This is a genomic window from Psychrosphaera ytuae, assembly GCF_017638545.1.
GTDB lineage: Bacteria > Pseudomonadota > Gammaproteobacteria > Enterobacterales > Alteromonadaceae > Psychrosphaera > Psychrosphaera ytuae.
The window spans coordinates 433,178-453,853 of record NZ_CP072110.1 but is presented as its reverse complement, the minus strand read 5'-3'; the positions used below and the strand labels follow the sequence as shown (position 1 = coordinate 453,853).

At 41.4% G+C, this 20,676-nt stretch carries 19 protein-coding genes and 1 tRNA gene; 10 read left to right on the top strand and 10 right to left on the bottom strand.

What is annotated here, in order from left to right; translation table 11 throughout:
- Positions 1–38: 38 nt before the first annotated feature.
- From fur to J1N51_RS02075, 3 genes are all read right to left on the bottom strand, one after another.
- A complete protein-coding gene (gene fur, locus J1N51_RS02085; protein WP_208832352.1) occupies positions 39–464 on the bottom strand; it encodes a ferric iron uptake transcriptional regulator in 426 nt (141 codons plus the stop codon).
- Between the two features lie 93 nt (positions 465–557).
- Entirely contained in the window at positions 558–1,976 is a 1,419-nt protein-coding gene (gene rimO, locus J1N51_RS02080) for a 30S ribosomal protein S12 methylthiotransferase RimO (RefSeq protein ID WP_208832351.1), read from the bottom strand.
- A 154-nt stretch (positions 1,977–2,130) separates the two neighbouring features.
- Positions 2,131–3,225 (bottom strand): energy transducer TonB, encoded by a 1,095-nt coding sequence (locus J1N51_RS02075; RefSeq protein ID WP_208832350.1) that lies wholly within the window; start codon positions 3,223–3,225, stop codon positions 2,131–2,133.
- A 105-nt stretch (positions 3,226–3,330) separates the two neighbouring features.
- On the opposite strand from J1N51_RS02075, the gene nagZ reads away from it, so the two are divergent.
- Both nagZ and J1N51_RS02065 read left to right on the top strand, forming a co-directional pair.
- Entirely contained in the window at positions 3,331–4,419 is a 1,089-nt protein-coding gene (gene nagZ, locus J1N51_RS02070) for a beta-N-acetylhexosaminidase (RefSeq protein WP_208832349.1), read from the top strand.
- A gap of 13 nt (positions 4,420–4,432) precedes the next feature.
- A complete protein-coding gene (locus tag J1N51_RS02065; RefSeq protein ID WP_208832348.1) occupies positions 4,433–5,800 on the top strand; it encodes an SLC13 family permease in 1,368 nt (455 codons plus the stop codon).
- Between the two features lie 68 nt (positions 5,801–5,868).
- On the opposite strand, the gene fldA is transcribed toward J1N51_RS02065, so the two are convergent.
- The 4 genes from fldA to J1N51_RS02045 form a co-directional block, all read right to left on the bottom strand.
- On the bottom strand, positions 5,869–6,393 hold the full coding sequence (fldA, locus tag J1N51_RS02060; protein WP_208832347.1) for a flavodoxin FldA: 525 nt from the start codon (positions 6,391–6,393) through the stop codon (positions 5,869–5,871).
- A 4-nt stretch (positions 6,394–6,397) separates the two neighbouring features.
- The gene (ybfE, locus tag J1N51_RS02055) at positions 6,398–6,682 is read right to left on the bottom strand and encodes a LexA regulated protein (protein ID WP_208832346.1); all 285 of its coding nucleotides are present in this window, start codon (positions 6,680–6,682) and stop codon (positions 6,398–6,400) included.
- A gap of 12 nt (positions 6,683–6,694) precedes the next feature.
- Complete coding sequence (locus tag J1N51_RS02050) at positions 6,695–6,913, bottom strand: DUF2788 domain-containing protein (RefSeq protein ID WP_208832345.1); 219 nt, start codon at positions 6,911–6,913, stop codon at positions 6,695–6,697.
- Between the two features lie 110 nt (positions 6,914–7,023).
- Positions 7,024–7,782, bottom strand: a complete 759-nt coding sequence (locus J1N51_RS02045) for an alpha/beta fold hydrolase (RefSeq protein ID WP_208832344.1) — start codon at positions 7,780–7,782, stop codon at positions 7,024–7,026.
- A gap of 166 nt (positions 7,783–7,948) precedes the next feature.
- Between J1N51_RS02045 and seqA the strand changes: the two genes are divergently transcribed.
- The 7 genes from seqA (at position 7,949) to J1N51_RS02010 (ending at position 18,121) form a co-directional block, all read left to right on the top strand.
- Positions 7,949–8,527 carry a replication initiation negative regulator SeqA gene (gene seqA, locus J1N51_RS02040; protein ID WP_208832343.1) on the top strand — a complete coding sequence of 193 codons (579 nt, stop codon included), beginning with the start codon at positions 7,949–7,951 and terminating at the stop codon, positions 8,525–8,527.
- Positions 8,528–8,536: 9 nt separating this feature from the next.
- A complete protein-coding gene (gene pgm / locus J1N51_RS02035) occupies positions 8,537–10,192 on the top strand; it encodes a phosphoglucomutase (alpha-D-glucose-1,6-bisphosphate-dependent) (RefSeq protein WP_208832342.1) in 1,656 nt (551 codons plus the stop codon).
- A gap of 195 nt (positions 10,193–10,387) precedes the next feature.
- Positions 10,388–12,868 carry a glycogen/starch/alpha-glucan phosphorylase gene (locus tag J1N51_RS02030; protein WP_208832341.1) on the top strand — a complete coding sequence of 827 codons (2,481 nt, stop codon included), beginning with the start codon at positions 10,388–10,390 and terminating at the stop codon, positions 12,866–12,868.
- Positions 12,869–12,987: 119 nt separating this feature from the next.
- Positions 12,988–14,028 (top strand): succinylglutamate desuccinylase, encoded by a 1,041-nt coding sequence (gene astE, locus J1N51_RS02025; RefSeq protein WP_208832340.1) that lies wholly within the window; start codon positions 12,988–12,990, stop codon positions 14,026–14,028.
- Between the two features lie 284 nt (positions 14,029–14,312).
- Positions 14,313–15,524, top strand: coding sequence for a thiamine pyrophosphate-dependent dehydrogenase E1 component subunit alpha (locus J1N51_RS02020; RefSeq protein ID WP_208832339.1), 1,212 nt, complete (start codon positions 14,313–14,315; stop codon positions 15,522–15,524).
- Positions 15,524–16,501 (top strand): alpha-ketoacid dehydrogenase subunit beta, encoded by a 978-nt coding sequence (locus tag J1N51_RS02015; RefSeq protein WP_208832338.1) that lies wholly within the window; start codon positions 15,524–15,526, stop codon positions 16,499–16,501. The genes J1N51_RS02020 and J1N51_RS02015 overlap by 1 nt, the downstream gene beginning before the upstream one ends.
- A gap of 18 nt (positions 16,502–16,519) precedes the next feature.
- On the top strand, positions 16,520–18,121 hold the full coding sequence (locus J1N51_RS02010; RefSeq protein WP_208832337.1) for a dihydrolipoyllysine-residue acetyltransferase: 1,602 nt from the start codon (positions 16,520–16,522) through the stop codon (positions 18,119–18,121).
- Positions 18,122–18,189: 68 nt separating this feature from the next.
- On the opposite strand, the gene J1N51_RS02005 is transcribed toward J1N51_RS02010, so the two are convergent.
- The 3 genes from J1N51_RS02005 to J1N51_RS01995 form a co-directional block, all read right to left on the bottom strand.
- Positions 18,190–18,597: a type 2 periplasmic-binding domain-containing protein gene (locus tag J1N51_RS02005; protein ID WP_208832336.1), complete on the bottom strand. Its 408-nt coding sequence runs from the start codon at positions 18,595–18,597 to the stop codon at positions 18,190–18,192.
- Between the two features lie 12 nt (positions 18,598–18,609).
- Positions 18,610–19,716, bottom strand: a complete 1,107-nt coding sequence (locus J1N51_RS02000; protein ID WP_208832335.1) for a porin — start codon at positions 19,714–19,716, stop codon at positions 18,610–18,612.
- Between the two features lie 120 nt (positions 19,717–19,836).
- Positions 19,837–19,921, bottom strand: a tRNA-Tyr gene (locus J1N51_RS01995).
- A 103-nt stretch (positions 19,922–20,024) separates the two neighbouring features.
- On the opposite strand from J1N51_RS01995, the gene J1N51_RS01990 reads away from it, so the two are divergent.
- Positions 20,025–20,645 (top strand): hypothetical protein, encoded by a 621-nt coding sequence (locus tag J1N51_RS01990; protein ID WP_208832334.1) that lies wholly within the window; start codon positions 20,025–20,027, stop codon positions 20,643–20,645.
- The last annotated feature ends 31 nt before the right edge of the window (positions 20,646–20,676 follow it).

Sequence of the window (20,676 nt, the reverse complement as noted above, 5' to 3'; positions counted from 1 at the left end):
CTTAATAAAGACAATAAAAAAGGGCACTAGGCCCTTTTTTACTTTTCTGAACAGTTTTGGTCTTTACAGTGACCGTACAAATACAAGCTGTGATGAGTTAGTTCGATGCCAAATTCTTTAGCTACCGCTTCTTGTCGTTGTTCGATAACGTCATCTTCAAACTCCATTACCTTGCCGCAGTCTAGACAAACTAGGTGGTCATGGTGTTTTTTGTTTGCTAGTTCAAACACAGATTTGCCGCCTTCAAAGTGGTGGCGTGTGACGATACCGGCATCATCGAATTGGTTTAAAACGCGATATATAGTGGCTAAACCGATTTCTTCATCATGCTCTAACATTAATTTATATAAGTCTTCTGCACTGATGTGCTCGTCTTTTAGGCTCTTCATTACTTCCAATACTTTAAGTCTTGGAGAGGTTACCTTTAAGCCGGCATTTTTTAACTGCTGATCGTTTTCGCTCATATCTACTTATTCTTTTTGTGTCGAAATTAATTTCATTATACGCAACAAATTCAACTTTAGAACCGTAATCGAAGTCCTAAATAGTTTTTTCGGTTACTTTTGTACCAAAGTACCCCACAAATCGTACTCATCAGATTCTTCAATTTTTACCGTAACTAGATCGCCAGGCGCTACACCTTGTTCTCCATTTAGGTAAACCATACCGTCAATCTCTGGTGCATCGGCATAGCAGCGACCGATAGCGCCTTCTTCATCAACTTCATCGATGAGTACTTGCATTTCTGTACCGATGCGCGCTTTTAATTTTTGGGTACTGATAGCTTGCTGTTTTTCCATGAAACGAATATAGCGTTGCTCTTTAACGTCTTCAGGTACTTCGTTACCTAATTCGTTCGCCTTGGCACCTTCTACTGGGCTGTACTTGAAACAACCTACGCGATCGAGCTGTGCCTGCTCTAACCAATCTAACAAAAATTCGAAGTCTTCTTCTGTTTCACCCGGAAAACCGACGATAAAGGTAGAACGGATGACAATTTCCGGACATAGCTCGCGCCATTTGTTAATGCGCTCTAGGACTTTTTCTGCTTGGCCAGGTCGCTTCATCGCTTTTAAGACTTTTGGACTTGCGTGCTGAAATGGAATGTCCAAGTAAGGAAGAATTTTACCTTCCGCCATCAGTGGTACTGTTTTATCAACAGAAGGGTACGGATATACGTAGTGAAGGCGAACCCACAAGCCCATTTCACCGAGTTTTTCACACAAAGATTTCATGTCAGTTTTTACTGGCATTCCGTTCCAAAAATCCATTTTGTGTTTAACATCTACACCATAAGCACTGGTGTCTTGTGAAATGATAAGTAATTCTTTAACGCCAGCGGCTTTTAAGCGCTCGGCTTCAGACAGAACTTCACCAATTGGGCGGCTGACTAAATCACCGCGCATTGAAGGTATGATACAGAACGTACATCTGTGGTTGCAGCCTTCAGATATTTTTAAATAGGCAAAGTGTTTTGGAGTTAATTTAACGCCGTGATCAGGGATCAGATCTTCAAAAGGGTTGTGAACAGGCTTTGGCAAGTATTCGTGTACTTGGTTAAGCACTTCTTCGTATGCATGTGGACCGGTGACGGCGAGTACGTTAGGGTGGACTTCTCTGATTTCATCGTCTTTAACACCTAAACACCCGGTCACGATTACGCGTCCATTTTCTTTTAGTGCTTCGCCGATTGTATCTAAAGACTCTTGAACCGCACTGTCAATAAATCCACAGGTATTTACAATAACCAGGTCAGAATCATGATAGGTGTTAACCACTTCATAACCTTCAGTGCGAAGTTGAGTTAGGATACGCTCCGAATCGACTAGGTTTTTTGGACAACCAAGACTAATAAAACCAATTCGACTACCAAGATCAAAAGATTGACCTTCGCTTAGTGCTGCGCTTTCTTTCAATACCTTTTTAGGGGTTTCTAACGTAGTGGTTTTATTAGGGGTAAATTTTTCAACGGTCATGCAAGGCCTATATCACTCAATTAATCGATTTGTTTTCAAGTAAAACGTCACTCGAAAACCGGGTCGGGATTATATATAAAAACCTAATGTAATGACAGGAAGAAAACGGCACTCAATTGTGAAATGAGTGCCGATAATGATTGATTAAGTGGTTTTACGCTTTGTTGCTTTCAACTAGTTTAAAATTGGCGCCCTTATCGCCTTCGATGTACAAATGACAGCTTCCCCAAGAAGCAGGAATGTCCCAGTAGTTATTGGGGTTTGGAACATATGTCACGCGGTGACCGTTACAGCGAATATCTAATCGAGACAGATTGCCACTTACATCTGACAAGCTAAATCCGTGTTTATACAACCTGTGGTGCCAACGACCATTTTCGCTAATTGTACCGTCGTGAATGATGGCTTTGGATGTCTCTTTTAAAGCGAGAATTTGATCTACATATGGTTGAAAGTTGGTAATTATTGTCTTTGCAGTGGGCGTATCAAACTTGGTGATGCCTTCAAAAGTATCAAGGGCATTTGCGAATTGCTGGGTATTTAATTCGGCAATAAAGCGCTGTTGAAGATTATATAAATGGACTTCAGGGCTAAATCTATCGCTTTTGTAGAGCTGCTTAACATTACTTGTTACGTTATAAAGCTGCTTAAGCTGTTTTCTTGGTTGATTGGTTTTTTGAAAATAATCAGCCCAAAGCATGCTTAAATAGCTTTGTTCTAACAAATTACTGTCATTTTTAAAGCGGGTGTCACTCAACTCTTGTTTTGCTTGCTCTAGTTTGTTTTCTTGTAATAGCGCATTTGTGGATTTGTAAAAAGAGTAAAAGCTTCTTGATAGCTTTTGATTAGTGAGCGAAAACTCCATTCTTACCTGATTTTGGCAAGACTCTATTGCTTCACCATTTCGCATCGCTGGCTCAAATTGCCATTGTTTAACTGCAGTTAATGCAACTGATTTAAAAGCGTTGTGGCCGAGACTGTCGGTAACAAATGGTTCTACTACATTACCGTCCTTATCAACTACATAGCTGATTTCTACCCAACCTTCATGTCCGTTTCGCGCGGCCACAATTGGGAACTTAGGCTCCACTCTTTTGATTGTTTTAGCGGTTATTATTTCATCGACAAGACGAGCCGTAGCTGGATTTGATTTCGTATCTGCATTATCGCTCGTTGAAGAAGCTGTTGCGTTTGCATATGCACTGCTGACGAGCATGGTCACCAAAACAGAAAGAGTCCTTTTTTTCATTATTATTTTCCCGATAGATTTATACTTTGTTTGAAGCCAATTTGTTAGGTAGTATTTGAGTGTAAAATCTTTCTAGAATAATAACAATAATGGCAGTCTCTTCTCATGACTTTACAAACTCAATCGTTAAACAAGCGCAGCTTATTTGTGTGCGTCGCTTCAACTGAGCTAACTGACCAAGAAAAAAAACGTATTTCACACCCCATTGTCGCTGGTGTCATTTTATTTAGCCGCAACTTTGAAAACAGTGAGCAACTTACGAACCTAACGCAACAAATCCGCCTTGCTAATGACAACGATTTACTGATTATTGTCGATAATGAAGGAGGGCGTGTTCAGAGATTCAAGAAGGATGGTTTTACGCATTTACCATCGATGTTAACTCTGACAGACTTTATTGAAGAAAATGATCTAAAAGAACAAGAAGTGTTATCTGACATCGGCTATTTAATGGCAAGTGAAGTAATAGAGCACGGTATTGATATATCTCTCGCGCCAGTTTTGGATATAAATAATGGCTCCGATGTTATCGGTGATAGAGCGTTTTCAAACTCTGCGTTTCTAGCGGGTAAATATGCAAGTAGTTTTGTACTTGGAATGCAGGAGGCTGGCATGGCAAGTGTCGGTAAGCATTTTCCCGGACATGGTTCGACAAAAGAAGACTCGCATTTTCATACCCCAGTCGATACACGTACATTAAGTGAATTGATGGATCGTGATTTGATACCGTTTAACCACCTCACCAAAGGAAACTTACTAAAAGGAATAATGCCCGCACACATTCAATTCACTAACATCTGTGACCAACCTGTGGGATACAGTAAAAAATGGATAGACTCAATTCTTAAACAACAAATGAATTTTGATGGTGCTGTATTCAGTGATGATTTAGCAATGGTAGGCGCGTCTCAAACAAAGGGAGCCGAAGGCATAACTCAACTTTTGTCATACAAAGAACGTGCTTTAAAAGCGACTTTAGCAGGTTGTGACTTTTTATTAATTTGTAATCAGCCTGCAATGGTAGATGAACTGCTCGATTCGCTAGAGTCAGAAAACTTACAAGATTCGAAGAGACAAGGCCAATTAATTCAACAACTTAAGGCAAGAAAGATAGACATCAACCGTTCGAAAATATCTCTCGCTAAGCAACGCGTTACTAAAATTCGTGAGTCAAACACGGTTAAAGTTGATTAGGCTGGAGTTCAATATGAAAAAAAATCATTTTATTTGGTTAGCTCCTATCATTGCCATTTTGGTTGCGACTTTAACTTCAGGTTTGGGTCAAAGTTATGAAATAGCGGTTACATTAGGAGTGACAACTTGGGTCGGCCTATGGTGGATTACAGAAGCTGTACCAATACCTTTTGCATCACTGATCCCTTTTATAATGTTACCTAGTTTTGGGGTGATAGACTTTAAAGAAGCGTCTTCTGCTTTTGGTAGTCACGTTATTATTTTACTTCTTGGTGCCTTTTTGTTGGCTAAAGGCCTAGAGTCATCAGGAGTACATAAAAGAATTGCATTTAATATTATTTCATTTTTAGGCGGCACTAGCGCATTTCGAATTGTTTTTGCGTTTATGGCGGCTAGTGCGATTTTGTCTATGTGGATCTCAAACACAGCAACGGTATTAGCTCTGATACCAGTTGCTACCGCAGTCGCTTTATCCGCTAACAACCATAAGTTTGCCGTAGTGTTATTACTCGGCCTAGCGTATTCCGCAAGTATAGGCGGCGTAGGTACCTTAATTGGCACACCGCCTAACGTGATTTTTGCGTCTGTATATGAAGCAACGGCAGGGCAAGAATATGGCTTTTTGCAATGGATGAAATTGGGGGTTCCCATTGTTGTTATTACGATACCTGTGGTAGCCCTAGTTTTAACCAGAGGTATTTCGTTGAGTCACAAGATTGACTTACCTGAAGTTGGTGCGTGGAATAAAGCAGAAAAAAGCGCCATTGCTGTGTTTATCTTTATCGCTTTTTTATGGGTATTCAGAAAACATCCATTTGGTGGCTGGGCTGAATTGACAGGCATGGCACAAGTAGGCGACGCAACTATCGCGTTGTTTGGGGCATTACTCATGGCCTTGATAAAAACAGATAACAATCAGCCTGTTCTTACTTGGGATAAAGCCAAGACAATACCTTGGGATATGCTTATTCTATTTAGTAGTGGTATTTGTTTGGCAAAAGGGTTTGCTGCGTCTGGTTTAAGTGAGTTAATTGGTCAGTCGTTGTCGGGTGTTTTTGACTTACCATTGTTATTATTGCTTTTTGCGCTGTGCTTAAGTCTATCGTTTTTAACTGAGGTGACATCAAATACAGCGACCGCTACCTTGTTCATGCCTATCCTTGCAAGTGTCGCTATGGAGAAGGGCATTCCTATCGAGCTGATAATGATCCCAGCGGTCATTTCTTGTAGTTTTGCATTCTGCTTGCCTGTTGCGACCGCGCCAAATTCAATTGTTTTTGCGTCAGGTCAATTGACCATAAAAGACATGGCTAAACACGGTGTGGTACTCAATTTTGTAGGGGCTGCCATCGTCGCTGTGGTTGTTACTTTGCTCTATTAAGTATTCAGTCAAAACAAAAAAGCCAGCTTGTAAGCTGGCTTTTGTTTAACGTTTTAAGAATTAAGCCATTAGGCTAATTCATCTAAACACATTTCTTCACGAATTTGAGCACACCATTGTTTGACGCGTTGTTCTGTTAATTCTGGTTGGCGATCTTCATCAATGCCAAGACCCACAAAGTGGTCGTCGTCTGCTAATCCTTTTGATGCAACAAAGTCGTAACCATCAGTCGACCATTTGCCCATTAAAATGGCGCCTTTGGCTTCTACTATATCTCTAACCATACCCATTGCGTCTAAGAAGTATTCTGCATAATCTTCTTGGTCACCACAGCCAAAGATCGCAACTAATTTGCCATCAAAGTCGATTTGCTCTAATTCTGGAAAAAAATCATCCCAGTCACACTGTGCTTCACCGTAGTACCAAGTTGGTATACCAAATAAGATCAGGTCGTATTCAGCAATCTCTTCTTTTGTACTTTTTGCGATGTCATGAACGTCAATTAGGTTTTTACCTAATTCTTTTTGAATCATTTTTGCAACGTGCTCTGTGTTACCAGTATCACTACCAAAATAGATGCCTACACTTGCCATCAGTTTAACCTTCTCTTAAATTTTGTATTGATTCGTCTATAAGTTGCGCGAGTAATTCACTCCGGCTAAGTCCACGCTCTTCTGCAATAATTGTCGCTTTGTCGTAGAGCTCTTTGTGCAACTTAATCTCAACACGCTTTAAGCCAGCTTGCTTATCGCGCATTAATTGATTTTTCTTGTTTATGCGAACTTGTTGTTCTCGACTGTAGGGCGACGATTTTGGGCGACCACGCTGCTTTTCGGTCTCAAATAAATCTATCGTCGTTCTATCTATTGCCGCTTTTGCCATTACCTGTATCCGTTATAAACCGTTGGTTTCCCAGAAAAATTGGATAACTCCTTTGGCGATAAAACCAGCACATCCTAAAAACAATACGACCCAAACAGCAATACGACCAAACTTAGGCACTTTGCCTTGTTTTAATACGTCTTGAATAGCCAAGCCTATAAAAACAAATATAGCCAAAAAGAACAGGTTTAAACCCAGTTGTTCAGCAATTGCGTACTGCTCAGGTGTCATCTTGTTTCCTATAATCGTGATGCGCTACGCCAGTGACGGTATTTTCGTCAACTTTTCGATTTGAAATCGAAACGGCGGCGGATTTTAACAAAAAATAAAGCGTGTTTCAGCTATCTTAATAAAAAATCTCGACATATTTTTACAAACGCCGTTTGACGTTCGGCGTGCAACCAATGGCCAGCGCCAGCAATCACTTTGGCTTCTGCACTTGGGAAGCGATTGACGATTTCACTACGGTACTCTGGCAACACGTAGTTTGATTCGCCGCCGATAATCATAAGGACTGGGCCTTCATAGGTTGCTTCCAAGTTTCCTTTGATCAATTCGTTATAATCATTTGCTAACTGATCAAGATCAAAACGCCAACGCCATCCCCCATCTGCTCGTGCTAAGCTTTTTAGTAGAAAGCCGCGAACACCAGGTTCTGAGATCTTTTTAGCTAAAATAGCATCAGCCTCTTGGCGGGATTTGATTTGTGTCAACGGAACCGCCTTTAAACTTGAAATAATATCGTCATGCCTTGGCTTATATTGGACTGGGGCAATATCGGCGACAAGTAACTTTTCTACTCGGTCTGGATGTCTTAATGCTAACTCCATTGCGATTTTTCCACCAAGTGAGTGGCCTAATATGGATACGGTAGAGAGATTTTGTTGTTCTAAAAACTCAAAAACTGCATTGGCCATGTTTTCTAACGAGAGTAGGGGAAGTGAGGTGCTGTCGCCATGTCCTGGTGCATCGATTAGATAAACTTTAAATTGATCACTAAGTTGTTTTGCGACTGCCTTTAGATTGTCAGAAGTACCAAATAGGCCATGGATTACGACTAGGGGCTCACCCTCACCAAAGCTTTGAAAATTAATTGTCATAGTTTTCTCAATAACCAGCATATTTACACTATATTTTCCCTTACGCGGTTGTTTAATGCAATTGGGCTTTAAGCCCTATTAAAAATCTGGTTATAATGCGGCAACTTTCCTTAACGATCATCGTTAATGATCATACAAATCAAAACAACAATAACGATTGAATTTTATGAAAAACATTCAGATAGATGACGATTTATATCAGTTCATCGCAGCGAACACACAACAAATCGGCGAATCTGCATCAGATATTTTACGTCGCTTGTTATGGGAAAATATCTCAGAAAAAGTAGTTCAGGTTGAGCTACAGCAAAAAGACAGTGCGACTGCTACAGACAGCACGACTAAGTCAGTCACTGACGAAGAAAGTAATTCCAATGTTGACGAGCAGGCAGCACCTGTATGTGCAAACACGTCAGTATTTAATGTGCTAAACAAAGAAGAAGTGGCTACTCAAAAAGGTGCAGTTGGTCGATTTTTATTTGTTTTAAGCAAATTACATCGTGCCCATAACGATCGCTTTGGCGAAGTGTTACAGATAAAAGGCCGCGAGCGTAATTACTTTGGCCTAAGTGCATCTGAACTCGAGGCGAGTGGCAGTAGTATTAAGCCCAAACAGATCCCAAACAGTGATTACTGGGTGACTACAAACAACAATACGCCACGTAAAAAGTTCATTATTTTTGAAGTAGCAAAGCAATTAGGCTATGACGACAGTCAAGCCGAACAATTGAGAGAATTAATTTAAGGAAGGCAAATGGCATTGCATCCAAGAGCGGGCACGAAAGCGCAAGCGAAAGATTTGATAAACGTTCCTCGTTTAATGGCGTCTTATTATCTAAATGAGCCTGATATTGAAAAGTTTCCCGAGCAAAAAGTAGCTTTTGGCACATCTGGCCACAGAGGCAGTGCGCTTCATACTACATTCAATGAAACACACGTCTTAGCGATCACACAGGCGATTTGCGAATACCGCCAGGCTCAGCACTATGAAGGTCCGTTATTTTTGGGTTTTGACACTCACGCTTTATCAGAGGCCGCGTTTGCATCAGTGATTGAAGTTCTGGTGGCTAATGAAGTTCAGACAATAATTCAAAAAGATCGTGGATATACGCCAACACCAGTAATCTCAAACCTGATTATTGAGCACAACAAAGAGCATCCGGCGTTTTTGGCAGACGGCATCATCATTACGCCTTCACACAATCCACCTGAGGACGGTGGAATTAAGTATAACCCGCCACATGGTGGTCCAGCTGATAGCAAAGCAACGAAGTGGATCGAAAACCGAGCAAACGAGTTGTTGCTTGGTGAACTAATCGATGTGCAATTATTCCCGTTTTCAGAAGCGCTAAAAACAGGGTACGTGAAAGAGCAAGATTTTATTTCACATTATGTTGAAGGTCTTGCTAACGTGATCAACTTTGACGCAATTGTTGATAAAAAGATAAAAATTGGTGTGGATCCACTTGGTGGATCAGGCATTGAGTATTGGGCCGCAATCAAAGAGCGTTATAACTTAGACTTAGAAATTGTCAACGACAGAGTCGACCCTACGTTTTCTTTTATGACGCTTGATAAAGATGGCAAAATCAGAATGGATTGCTCGTCTGCAAAAGCTATGTCGAGTCTTATTCAAATGAAATCTGACTTTGACATCGCTGTCGCCAACGATCCTGATTTTGATCGTCACGGTATCGTCACAAACACGCATGGATTAATGAATCCAAATCACTATTTGGCGGTTTGTATTGATTACTTATCTAACAATCGCCCCGAGTGGGATTCGTCGTTAGAAATTGGTAAGACACTCGTTTCAACATCTATGATTGATCGTGTTGCTGCCGCAAACGGCAAAAAAGTTTTAGAAGTTCCAGTGGGCTTTAAGTGGTTTGTTGAAGGTTTGACGGATCACAAACTGATGTTTGGTGGTGAAGAAAGCGCTGGAGCGAGCTTTTTGACGCTATCTGGCGATGTTTGGTCAACCGACAAAGATGGTATTATCTTGGCGTTATTAGCGGCTGAAATAACGGCTGTAACTGGACTAAACCCAGCGATTTATTACGACAACTTAGTTAAGCGTCACGGTGAACCAGTCTACAAGCGTATTGATGCACCGGCGTCACCTGAGCAAAAGGCGGTGTTGAGTTCATTATCGCCTTCGGATATCAGTTCTGACTTACTCGCCGGTGAAGCAATTAAGTCTGTTTTGACGGAAGCACCTGGCAACAAGGCGGCCATTGGAGGCCTTAAAGTAGTGACAGAAAATGGCTGGTTTGCAGCACGTCCCTCAGGAACAGAAAACATCTATAAAATATACATGGAAAGTTTTTTAGGTGAAGCACACCTTGCTGAAATAGAAAAAGAAGCACAACAGATCGTTTCTTTAGCATTCGCAAACAAGGGCTTATAAGTCCGATTTTTATTGGTTTTTGCTCTGCAAACGTATGTAGGGCAAAAATCAATGTCATTTTCTTGGTCTCCCGTCCTCAAACCATTATATTCCTTCACCATATTTTGACTATCCTTACACTTAGCAATCAATAAGAGCGCATATCTGTTGCGAATTAAAATAAGCTGAGTCAGGGCAAATAGGGTGAATACCAACATGGCTAAATCGAATACAACACCGTTTGCAGTCACTGCAAATGTAACGGCTGAACAATTCAAAGATTCAATCGTAAAGCACTTAAACGCGACACACGGCACTGACGTTAATAAAGCCAGCAATCGTTCATGGTGGAACGCTACTGCGTCTGCTCTTAATGAATATGTTTACAATGGGTTAAGCAATACACAACGCACATATTTTGAAAACGACACCCGTGCGGTTCATTACTTCTCTCTAGAGTTTTTGATGGGTCGTTTGACTGGCAACAACCTTCACAACTTAGGTTTGTTCAACGTTGCCAAAGAAGCACTGAATGACCTTGGTATCGACATTGAAACATTAGTTGATGAAGAAGAAGATATGGCACTGGGTAATGGCGGTTTAGGTCGATTAGCGGCGTGTTTTATCGATTCACTCGCAACTATGCATTTACCAGCTGTAGGTTATGGTATTCACTACGAACATGGCTTGTTCAGACAAGAATTCCAACAAGGCCGTCAAATTGAACGTCCTGATAGCTGGCGCGAATATGGCAACCCGTTCGAAATTTGCCGTCCAGAGAGCGTACAAGAGATCCCACTATACGGTTACGTAGAAACAAAGTTTGATGAAAACGGTCATATCGTAAAGCAGTGGCACCCAAATCGCGTCATTAAAGGGGTTCCTTGGGATGTACCGGTGGTAGGTTATGAAGGTACAAACGTAAACGTTCTGCGCTTATGGGAGTCTCGTGCATCCGACTTCTTTAACTGGGACGTATTTAATGCCGGCGGTTATCACGATTCGCATCGCGAAAATGTCGAGGCAGAGACGATCTCTAAAGTGCTTTATCCAAACGATGAAACTGACGCGGGTAAAGAGCTACGTTTAATTCAGCAGTACTTCTTTAGTGCCTGTTCTTTAAAAGATATTATTCGTCGCTACCGTCGTGTACACAATGACGATTGGAGTAAATTCAGCGCGCAAGTTGCAGTTCAGTTAAATGACACTCACCCTGCAGTCGCAATTCCAGAATTAATGCGTCTTCTGGTTGATGAATACAACATTGACTGGGATACCTCATGGACCATTTGCCGCGAAACATTCTCGTACACCAACCACACTTTATTACCAGAAGCACTAGAAAAGTGGTCTGTACGTCTATTTGAGAAGGTGTTACCACGTCATTTAGAGATCATTTACGAAATCAACCGTCGTTTCTTAGAAGAAGAAGTAGAGGCGAAGTGGCCAGGTGATGATGAGATCAAAGCTAAGCTTTCTATCATCGAAGAAGGGCACGAGCGCATGGTTCGCATGGGTAACCTAAGTGTAATCGGTTCTAACAAAGTGAACGGTGTTGCAGAAGTACACTCTGCTTTGGTTAAAAGTGATTTGTTCCCAGAGTTTGATGCGTTGTGGCCAGAAAAACTAACTAACGTAACGAACGGTGTGACGCCGCGTCGTTGGATTAAAGCATGTAACCCTAAACTAAGTGCTTTGATAGATGAAACAGTCGGCACTGAGTGGCCAACTAACCTTGAGTTACTTCGTGATTTGGACAAAAAAGCAGATGACGCTAAGTTCCAGAAGACCTTTATGGACATAAAGCACGAAAATAAAGTTGAGTTAACTAAGGTTATTAAAGATTTGACTGATATCGATGTTGACCCTAGTGCGATCTTTGATATTCAAATCAAACGTTTACACGAGTATAAGCGTCAACATCTAAACTTGTTACACATTATGGCCTTGTATCGTCGTTTACTGCAAAACCCTGACTACGATATGCACCCACGTGTGTTTATTTTCGGCGCGAAAGCAGCTCCTGGATACGCATTAGCAAAAGATATTATCTATGCAATCAATAAAGTGGCTGACAAGGTTAACAATGATGAGCGCATTAAAGGTAAATTAAAGGTTGTATTCTTACCAAACTACCGCGTATCTCTAGCTGAAAAAATGATCCCAGCAGCTGATGTCTCTGAACAGATCTCTACCGCAGGTAAAGAAGCATCTGGCACAGGTAACATGAAATTAGCGATGAATGGTGCCATTACTATTGGTACGCTTGATGGCGCTAACATTGAGATCGCAGAAGAAGTTGGCGAAGACAACGTGGTTATCTTCGGTCTTACGGTAGACGAAGTAAAAGCTGTGAAGAAGGCTGGTTATAGCCCTTGGGATTACTATTACGGCAATCAAGAGATCAAAGCAGTTTTAGACTGGTTTGAGACTGACTACTTCACACCTGGCAAACCTGGTGAGTTGGCTTCTATCAAACACAGCTTATTAGATGGCGGTGACCCGTACTTATGTCTTGCTGATTTTGAGTCGTATGCAAAAGCGCAAGAGCAGGTGGACGCTAAGTATAAAGATAGCAAGGGTTGGGCGCGCAGTGCGATTTTGAACACAGCTTACATGGGCAAGTTCAACTCTGACCGCTCTATCCAAGATTACGTGGACAGAATCTGGAAGCTAAAAGCATACAAAGCACAATAGTTTACGTTTTTCGGACCTTACATATTAAGCCCAGCACATGCTGGGCTTTTTTGTTATTATGTATGGGTTTTTGCGACTTTATATATTTCTTTCTAACAACCACAAAAGGTTAAAGCATTATGTACGATTTGTTCAAAACCGACTTTTTAACTGTAACTCGTGAAAATGAATGGCACCTCGAACCATTCGAAGTCGAACACAGCGATTACAATATCTCGGTTTGGGATTCAGGGGTAATGCACATCGAACCAAAACAAGTTAGTGAAGTAGAGCGTTGTTATGTATTCTCAAGTGCTGTACACGGCAATGAAACAGCACCTATCGAAATTTGTAATGAGATAATCACTCAGGTTTTATCGAAAAAAATCCGTATCACTCAGCCCGCTTTGTTTATCTTTGGCAACCCAGCGTCAATTAACATAGGACAGCGCTTTGTAGAAGAAAACATGAACCGTCTTTTCAGTGGGCATCACTCAAAGCCGAAGACGGACTCAAATGGTTTCCGAAATAAAGAATGTGAACGCGCTGCAAAATTGGAAGAATACGTAACACGCTTTTTTGAGTCATATCCAGGGTGGCACCGTACGCACTACGATTTGCATACGGCGATCAGAGACTCGGCACATGAGAAATTTGCAGTTTATCCATTTTTACACGGAAAAAAATGGTCCAAAGAGCAATTCGAAATACTTCGAGCCATGGGTGTAACGACCTTTTTGTTAATGGAAAAACCAGCTACGACATTTAGCTATTATTCTGCAAGAGAGCACGGTGCTGAAGCATTTACGGTAGAGTTAGGTAAAGTCAGACCGTTTGGACAAAATGATCAATCTAAATTTGCTGCAGCCAAACAAACCTTAATTGAGCTTTTACAAGGTAAGGTATTTGACGGTAGCCAATTTGATCAAGCTAACTACCAAATCATGACGGTGTTCCGAGAGATAAACAAAAAAGATGACTCTTTCGAGCTTTGTTTTAGTGACGATGCCGCTAACTTCACACTTTACAAAAAAGGCGATGTCATCGCTAAGGAAAACGGCCAAGACATTGTTGTAGAAGCTGAAGAAGAAGCTATCGTTTTTCCAAATGCCAATGTCGCCATAGGCCAACGAGCGTTACTAATGGTCGTACCGAAAGACATTACTAATGATGTAGAATAAAACTTCGTTATATTTATTCAATTTCTAATACCCAAAGCCTGATGTTATTCATCGGGCTTTTTTTTACCTTCAACGTTAGTTTGGCTAATATTAATCCGAGTGTGTTTAATAAATATGCAAAAGTGGAAATTTATCTTAACACTTTGTACGGCTCGACTATTTACTCTAAAAATCCCAAAAATTGAACCCTCTGCGCCACAAGAGTAAAGTCGAGCGCAATAAAAATAAGTAGAAATACAAAAATTTCATGGTGTACACACCAAAGCGAAAGGGGACGAGTCTAAATGGCTAAGTTAATGAACGTCGATAACCCTAACAACACCTCAAAAGAAGATACTTTAGAGCTACAGTTTGTTAGTGAACATGCGTTATCGATTCCGACTTTTAAAATGTTGGATGAGAACGGCGAGTTATATAAAGGGGCGATGGCATCGTCGATGGATAAGGAAACCGCGATTCGTATTTACGAAACAATGCGTTTTATCCGAGTTTTTGACGAGCGAATGCTGGCTGCACAGCGTCAGGGCCGCATCAGTTTTTACATGCAATGTTTAGGCGAAGAAGCTGCGGTAACTGCTTCTGCAGCGGCGCTAGAAGATCAAGATATGATTTTTGCGCAGTATCGTGAGCAAGCTGCTTTGGCTTATCGCGGTTTCTCTTTAGAACAGTTCATGCACCAAAACTTTTCAAATGCCAAAGATTTAGGCAAGGGTCGTCAAATGCCGATCCACTATGGTTCTAAAGAATTAAATTACTGCACTATTTCTTCACCACTAGGTACTCAAATCCCTCAAGCAGCGGGTTATGCGTACGGTCAAAAATTAAAAGGTAACAAAGCGACGACAATTTGTTACTTCGGTGAAGGGGCTGCGTCAGAAGGCGATTTCCATGCTGGCTTAAACATGGCGGCAGTTCACAAAGCGCCGGTACTATTTTTTGCTCGTAACAACGGTTATGCGATTTCAACGCCTGCTCATGAGCAGTTTAAAGGTGATGGCATCGCTGTTCGCGGTGTTGGTTATGGAATGAAATCGATTCGCGTCGATGGTGTTGATGCTTTAGCGGTATTCGAAGCAGTTAAAATGGCTAGAGAATACGCAGTAGAAAATAACGAGCCGGTATTAATTGAGTCTATTGCTTACCGTTTAGCAGCGCACTCGAGTTCGGATGATCCAACGGGATACCGTGAAAAGGCAGAAGAAGATACATTCAGAGCCAATTGCCCAATCGAGCGCTTCCGCAAGTTTATGCTTAAACAAGGCTGGTTAGATGAAGCAGAAGATGAAAAAGCTAAGGAACGTATCAAGACTGAAGTACTTGATGCTCTAAAAGCGTCTGAAAAAGTAGAGAAGCCAGCGTTAGAAGAAATTGTCACTGACGTTTATGCTGAGGTTCCTGAGCACCTTCAAAAACAATATGATCAATTAAAAGAGCACATTAAAAAGTATCCAGAAGCGTACCCTGGCACATCTGGTCGATTAGGGGAGTCTAACTAATGGCAAAGATGAATATGTTACAGGCAATCAATTCAGCATTAGCGATTGCCATGGAAGAAAACGAAAACGCTTGTGTGTTTGGTGAAGATGTTGGTGCTTTTGGTGGTGTTTTCCGTGCCACAAGTGGCCTTCAAGAAAAATTTGGTAAAGACCGAGTGTTTAATACACCTCTGGTAGAACAAGGTATTTTAGGCTTTGCCAATGGTCTTGCTGCTCAAGGTACACTGGCGATCGCCGAAATTCAATTTGCGGACTATATCTTTCCTGCGTTCGACCAAATCGTTAATGAAACAGCAAAATTCAGATTCCGCTCTGGAAACGAATTTAATGTGGGCAATCTAGTGATCCGCACGCCTTACGGTGGTGGTATCCACGGTGGTTTGTATCATTCACAATCACCTGAAGCTTACTTTGCGCACACACCAGGTTTAAAATTGGTATTCCCACGTAATGCCTACCAAGCAAAAGGCCTATTAGCCGCATCTCTTGAAAGCGACGACCCAGTAATCTTTTTTGAACCTAAGCGTTTATACCGAGCGTCTGTAGGAGAAGTTCCTGAAGATAAATACGTCATACCATTAGGTAAAGCAGAAATCGTAAAAACCGGTACTGATGTGACTTTACTCGCTTGGGGTGCACAAGTTGAAATGCTTGAAAAAGCTGCAGAGATGGCCGAAAAAGACGGTATTTCATGTGAAGTAATCGACCTTCGTACGGTTTTACCATGGGATGTCGATACTGTTTGTCAGTCGGTAGTCAAAACAGGCCGCTTAGTTGTATCACAAGAAGCGCCTTTAACAGGCGGATTTGCATCTGAAATCGCTGCGACGGTACAGCAGGAGTGCTTCCTGCACCTAGAGTCACCAATTGAGCGCGTATGTGGTTTGGATACACCATATCCATTAGCACACGAAAAAGAATATATGGCCGATCATCTAAAAGTATATGAAGCCATAAAACGTTCGATGAATTACTAATCAGGTAGGAGTTTTAAAATGAGTGTAGATTTTATTTTACCTGATATTGGTGAAGGTATAGTCGAATGTGAAGTAGTCGAATGGCTTGTTGAGGAAGGCGACGCTATTAAAGAAGATCAGCCAATCTGTGAAGTGATGACAGATAAGGCGATGGTAGAAATTCCGGCAAAAAGCGATGGCGTTGTGAGCAAGTTGTATTACCAAAAAGGTGACATCGCAATTGTGGGCAAACCTCTTTTTGCAATTTCTGAGGATGGTACAGCTGGAAATAACAATACAGCAGAAACCACTGTCGAAGTTGCGTCCAACGAGCCACAACAAAAGGCCGCAGCTTCTGCGCCTAGTAATGGCGTAGTTGAAGATTTCATGTTACCAGACATCGGCGAAGGTATCGTCGAATGTGAAGTAGTAGCTTGGTTAGTTGAAGAAGGCGACGAAGTTAAAGAAGACCAACCGATTTGTGAAGTTATGACCGACAAAGCAATGGTTGAGATACCAGCTAAAAGCGATGGTGTTATAAGCAAACTTTATTACCAGAAGGGTGACATCGCTATCGTTCACAAACCGTTGTTTGCGATTACAACCACTGGTAGCTCTTCAGATGTGATCGCGCCACAAGTCTCGAGCCAGAAAGAAGCTCAAAGCTTGCCGAATACAAAAGAAACCACTCGCACAACTGCACAACAGTCGAATTCGGGTGAAATAGTAAACAAAAAGGCTGTTGCTTCTCCTGCAGTACGACGCCGCGCACGAGAAATGAATATCGATATTCGAATGGTGCAAGGTTCAGGTAAGAACGGTCGAGTTTATAAAGAAGACTTACAAGCTTTTGTAGAAGCTCAATCTGGTACTCAAGCAACAAGCTCTGTCACAGTTCAACAAACTAGTACTGCGACGGTAACGCAAGGTTCGGCAACCAACAGAGTTGAGCCTATACGCGGTGTCAAAGCCGCAATGGCAAAAGCGATGCAGGAGTCAGTATCAACGATCCCTCATTTTACGTACTCAGACGAAATCGATTTGACCGAGTTAGTAAAACTTCGCAAAAAGTTAAAACCAGAATACGAAAAACAAGACATCAAACTAACCATGATGCCGTTTTTCATGAAAGCTTTATCTTTGGCGATAAAAGAGTTTCCAATTATGAACTCGCAGCCAAACGCTGAGTGTTCTGAATTGACTTATTTTGATGATCATAATATTGGCATGGCGGTGGACTCTAAAGTGGGTCTATTAGTGCCTAATGTGAAAGGCTGCCAAAACCTTAGTATCAAAGATATTGCGGTTAAAGTGAGTGAATTAACAGACCAAGCAAGAGCAGGGCGTTTGTCACCTGAGCAATTAAAAGGTGGGACAATTTCGATTTCTAATATTGGTGCATTAGGCGGTACGACAGCAACGCCTATCATTAATAAACCAGAAGTTGCTATTGTGGCGTTAGGCAAAATGCAAACATTACCTAGGTTTAATGCGCAAGGCGAAGTTGAAGCAAGAAACATCATGACGGTTAGTTGGTCAGGTGACCACAGAATCATCGACGGTGGCACGATTGCGAGATTTAATAACTTGTGGACTCGTTATTTAGAAGATCCTTCAAGTATGCTAATGGCTATGTCTTAATAGCAAAAACAAAAAGCCATTTCGTTTGAAATGGCTTTTTTGATCACATTGCAATAAAGTCGCTTTCGTTAAAGCTTTAATGCAACTTTAACATCACCTGTCACTTTACTGGCATCAACAAAACTGATGGTATTGGGGTTTGAAGCAACCAACTTAATCGCTTCTTCCGCACTACCAACCTCTTGAGGTGGGGTGCCTTTACCGGTAAACACCAGTTTTGACCAATAGGCCTTTAATTGGCTTTCACTGCGATTTAAAGCTTTTGTATTAAACTCCTGTGTGACAGCATTACCTGCCGCCAAGTTAACAGGAATTATTTGGCTTCCGTCAGGAAACGTCTTCATTTTTCCAGTAAAGATACGCGCTATGGCTTTTTCATCTAACGTGGAGTTGTTGGATGGGTGGACAATGACTGCTACATCCGCAAATGCACTAAAGCTCAGTAGCAAAGAAAGTGTCATAGTTAACTTTTTCATATTAGCCCCTTGTTAAAATACTAAATCTACGCCAAACGTAAGCGCACTGCTATCACCTGCAACGGCGTACTCGAATGAATTATCTTCGACTTTATCGTATTGCATCTTGAACGCTGCTGATGCGTGGAAGTCATACCTAAAACCAACAGAAAACGTGTTGTGGTTTTCGCCATCGGGAATGACAGACCCGTCTAAATAGTTTCCAGTTTGTTCTAGTTCAGAGTAAGCGATGAAAGGAATGAAACCGTCAAAGTTATAGCCAACAGAAACCATAAGCGAATCAAGTGTGCCATCATCGTCTAATTCCAATTGGTTTAACTCGGTCAACAAAAATGCATTGTCATAAGTGACATTGACTGCTAGTCCCAAAAATGTGCCGTCACGTTCTTCTTTGCCGCCCCAGGTAACGGGAATACCACTTCTGGTCCGTTCATTGGTATATGTCATGCCGGTAAGTCGAATTTCGAGCCATTCGTTAGATACGTTTGCTACTGCGCCAAAAATATCTTTCCATATCTCTGTTGTGGGTTCGAGGAAGAAAAACTGACTTAATAGTCTGTTGTCCGTACTTTCTTCTGATCCCATATAAACGTTAGTGGATAAACTCCAGTCACCTAGGTTGCCTGTATACATTACATTGGCACCATTGTAATTAAACACTTGCCATGTATAGGTATCTGCAGGCGGCCTCATCCAAGTATAGGCAAAACCTACGTCGTAAAAATCGGAATAGTAGAATAGCGGTAGTCGTTTTTTACCCGCTTGGAACGTCCAGTTATCATTGATTTCGTAGGACAGAAATGCCCATTCTATTTTTGCTTTAAAATCGTCAGCACCGCGTGAAACGATTTGGCCAGTAAGGGTTAATTTTTCCGTCAAATCGGCACTGATTTGGATACCAAATAAGGACTCTTCCCTAAATGACCACTCTTCAGAATAAGTAGATACGATTGGGTAATCGGCTAAAAAAGTTGGGGGTACATCGTACTGAGGAACGCCATCGCCGCTCAATACCTTACCTGCGTTAATACTAGCAAAACCGGTGAACTTAACATCAGCCAACACGTTTGCAGAAGTTAACAAAACACAGGCCATAGTTAGCGTTGTTTTGAATTTCATGCGAGACCTTAAGTTTATGTAAATAATTAATAATCAACTTAAGGTATATATCGAAATTGGTATTTAGCAAGTTATCAACAAAAAAAGCGCACTCATTGAGTGCGCTTTTCTTTTGAATGATGGTGGAGGGAGGTGGATTCGAACCACCGAAGGCAGAGCCGTCAGATTTACAGTCTGATCCCTTTGGCCACTCGGGAACCCCTCCGAACGGTGCGCATAATAACAAACCGAAAATGAATGTAAACATTTTATTAAAGTTTTTGTTTCGAATGCCGATTTAATAACTAATTGTGAAAGAAATCAGTCAAATGCGTACAAATATTCACCAAACAAGTCAATCAACTCACGACCAGGCCTTTGCCGCGGAAGTGAATAAAAATGTCATTACGGAAGCGTCTGTTTATTCAGGTGTGGCTCGTTCTGCGCGTGAAAATGACAAGCCTAGCTTTGACTTACTTTTGGCGATGGCAACCCAAGACGCAACGCAATTCGACGAATTCAAACAAATCGACACTCCGAATATGTTTAAAGACGTATTAATGAATGACGTTTTTTATGTAAAAAAATGTCCTATCTATGGTGTGGCAGACCCAGAACGTTCATTATCGTTAAACAAAATGGTCAAAGACGATCAGTTCAAAAACGCACAACTATCATTGCTTATGGATCAGCCGCCGTTAGTCGAGGGCAAACAAAAGGTAGCTGCGGACGTATTTTACAACCTAGGCTACAACGAGCAGATATTAAACCACGATCTTAGTCGTGCTTTAGTTGTAGAGACTGATTCATCACAATCAAACGAAAACTCTTCTGCGGATATAAATTCAAAAAAAGCAAATATTCATAGTTTTGAAAGACCTAACAGTATGGATATTCAGAAGTGGTTTAACACAATTGCCGAGGCAAGAAGTTTAGACTTAGTGAGTTAGAACTGGTTATAATCTGATCTCAACTTCAGCA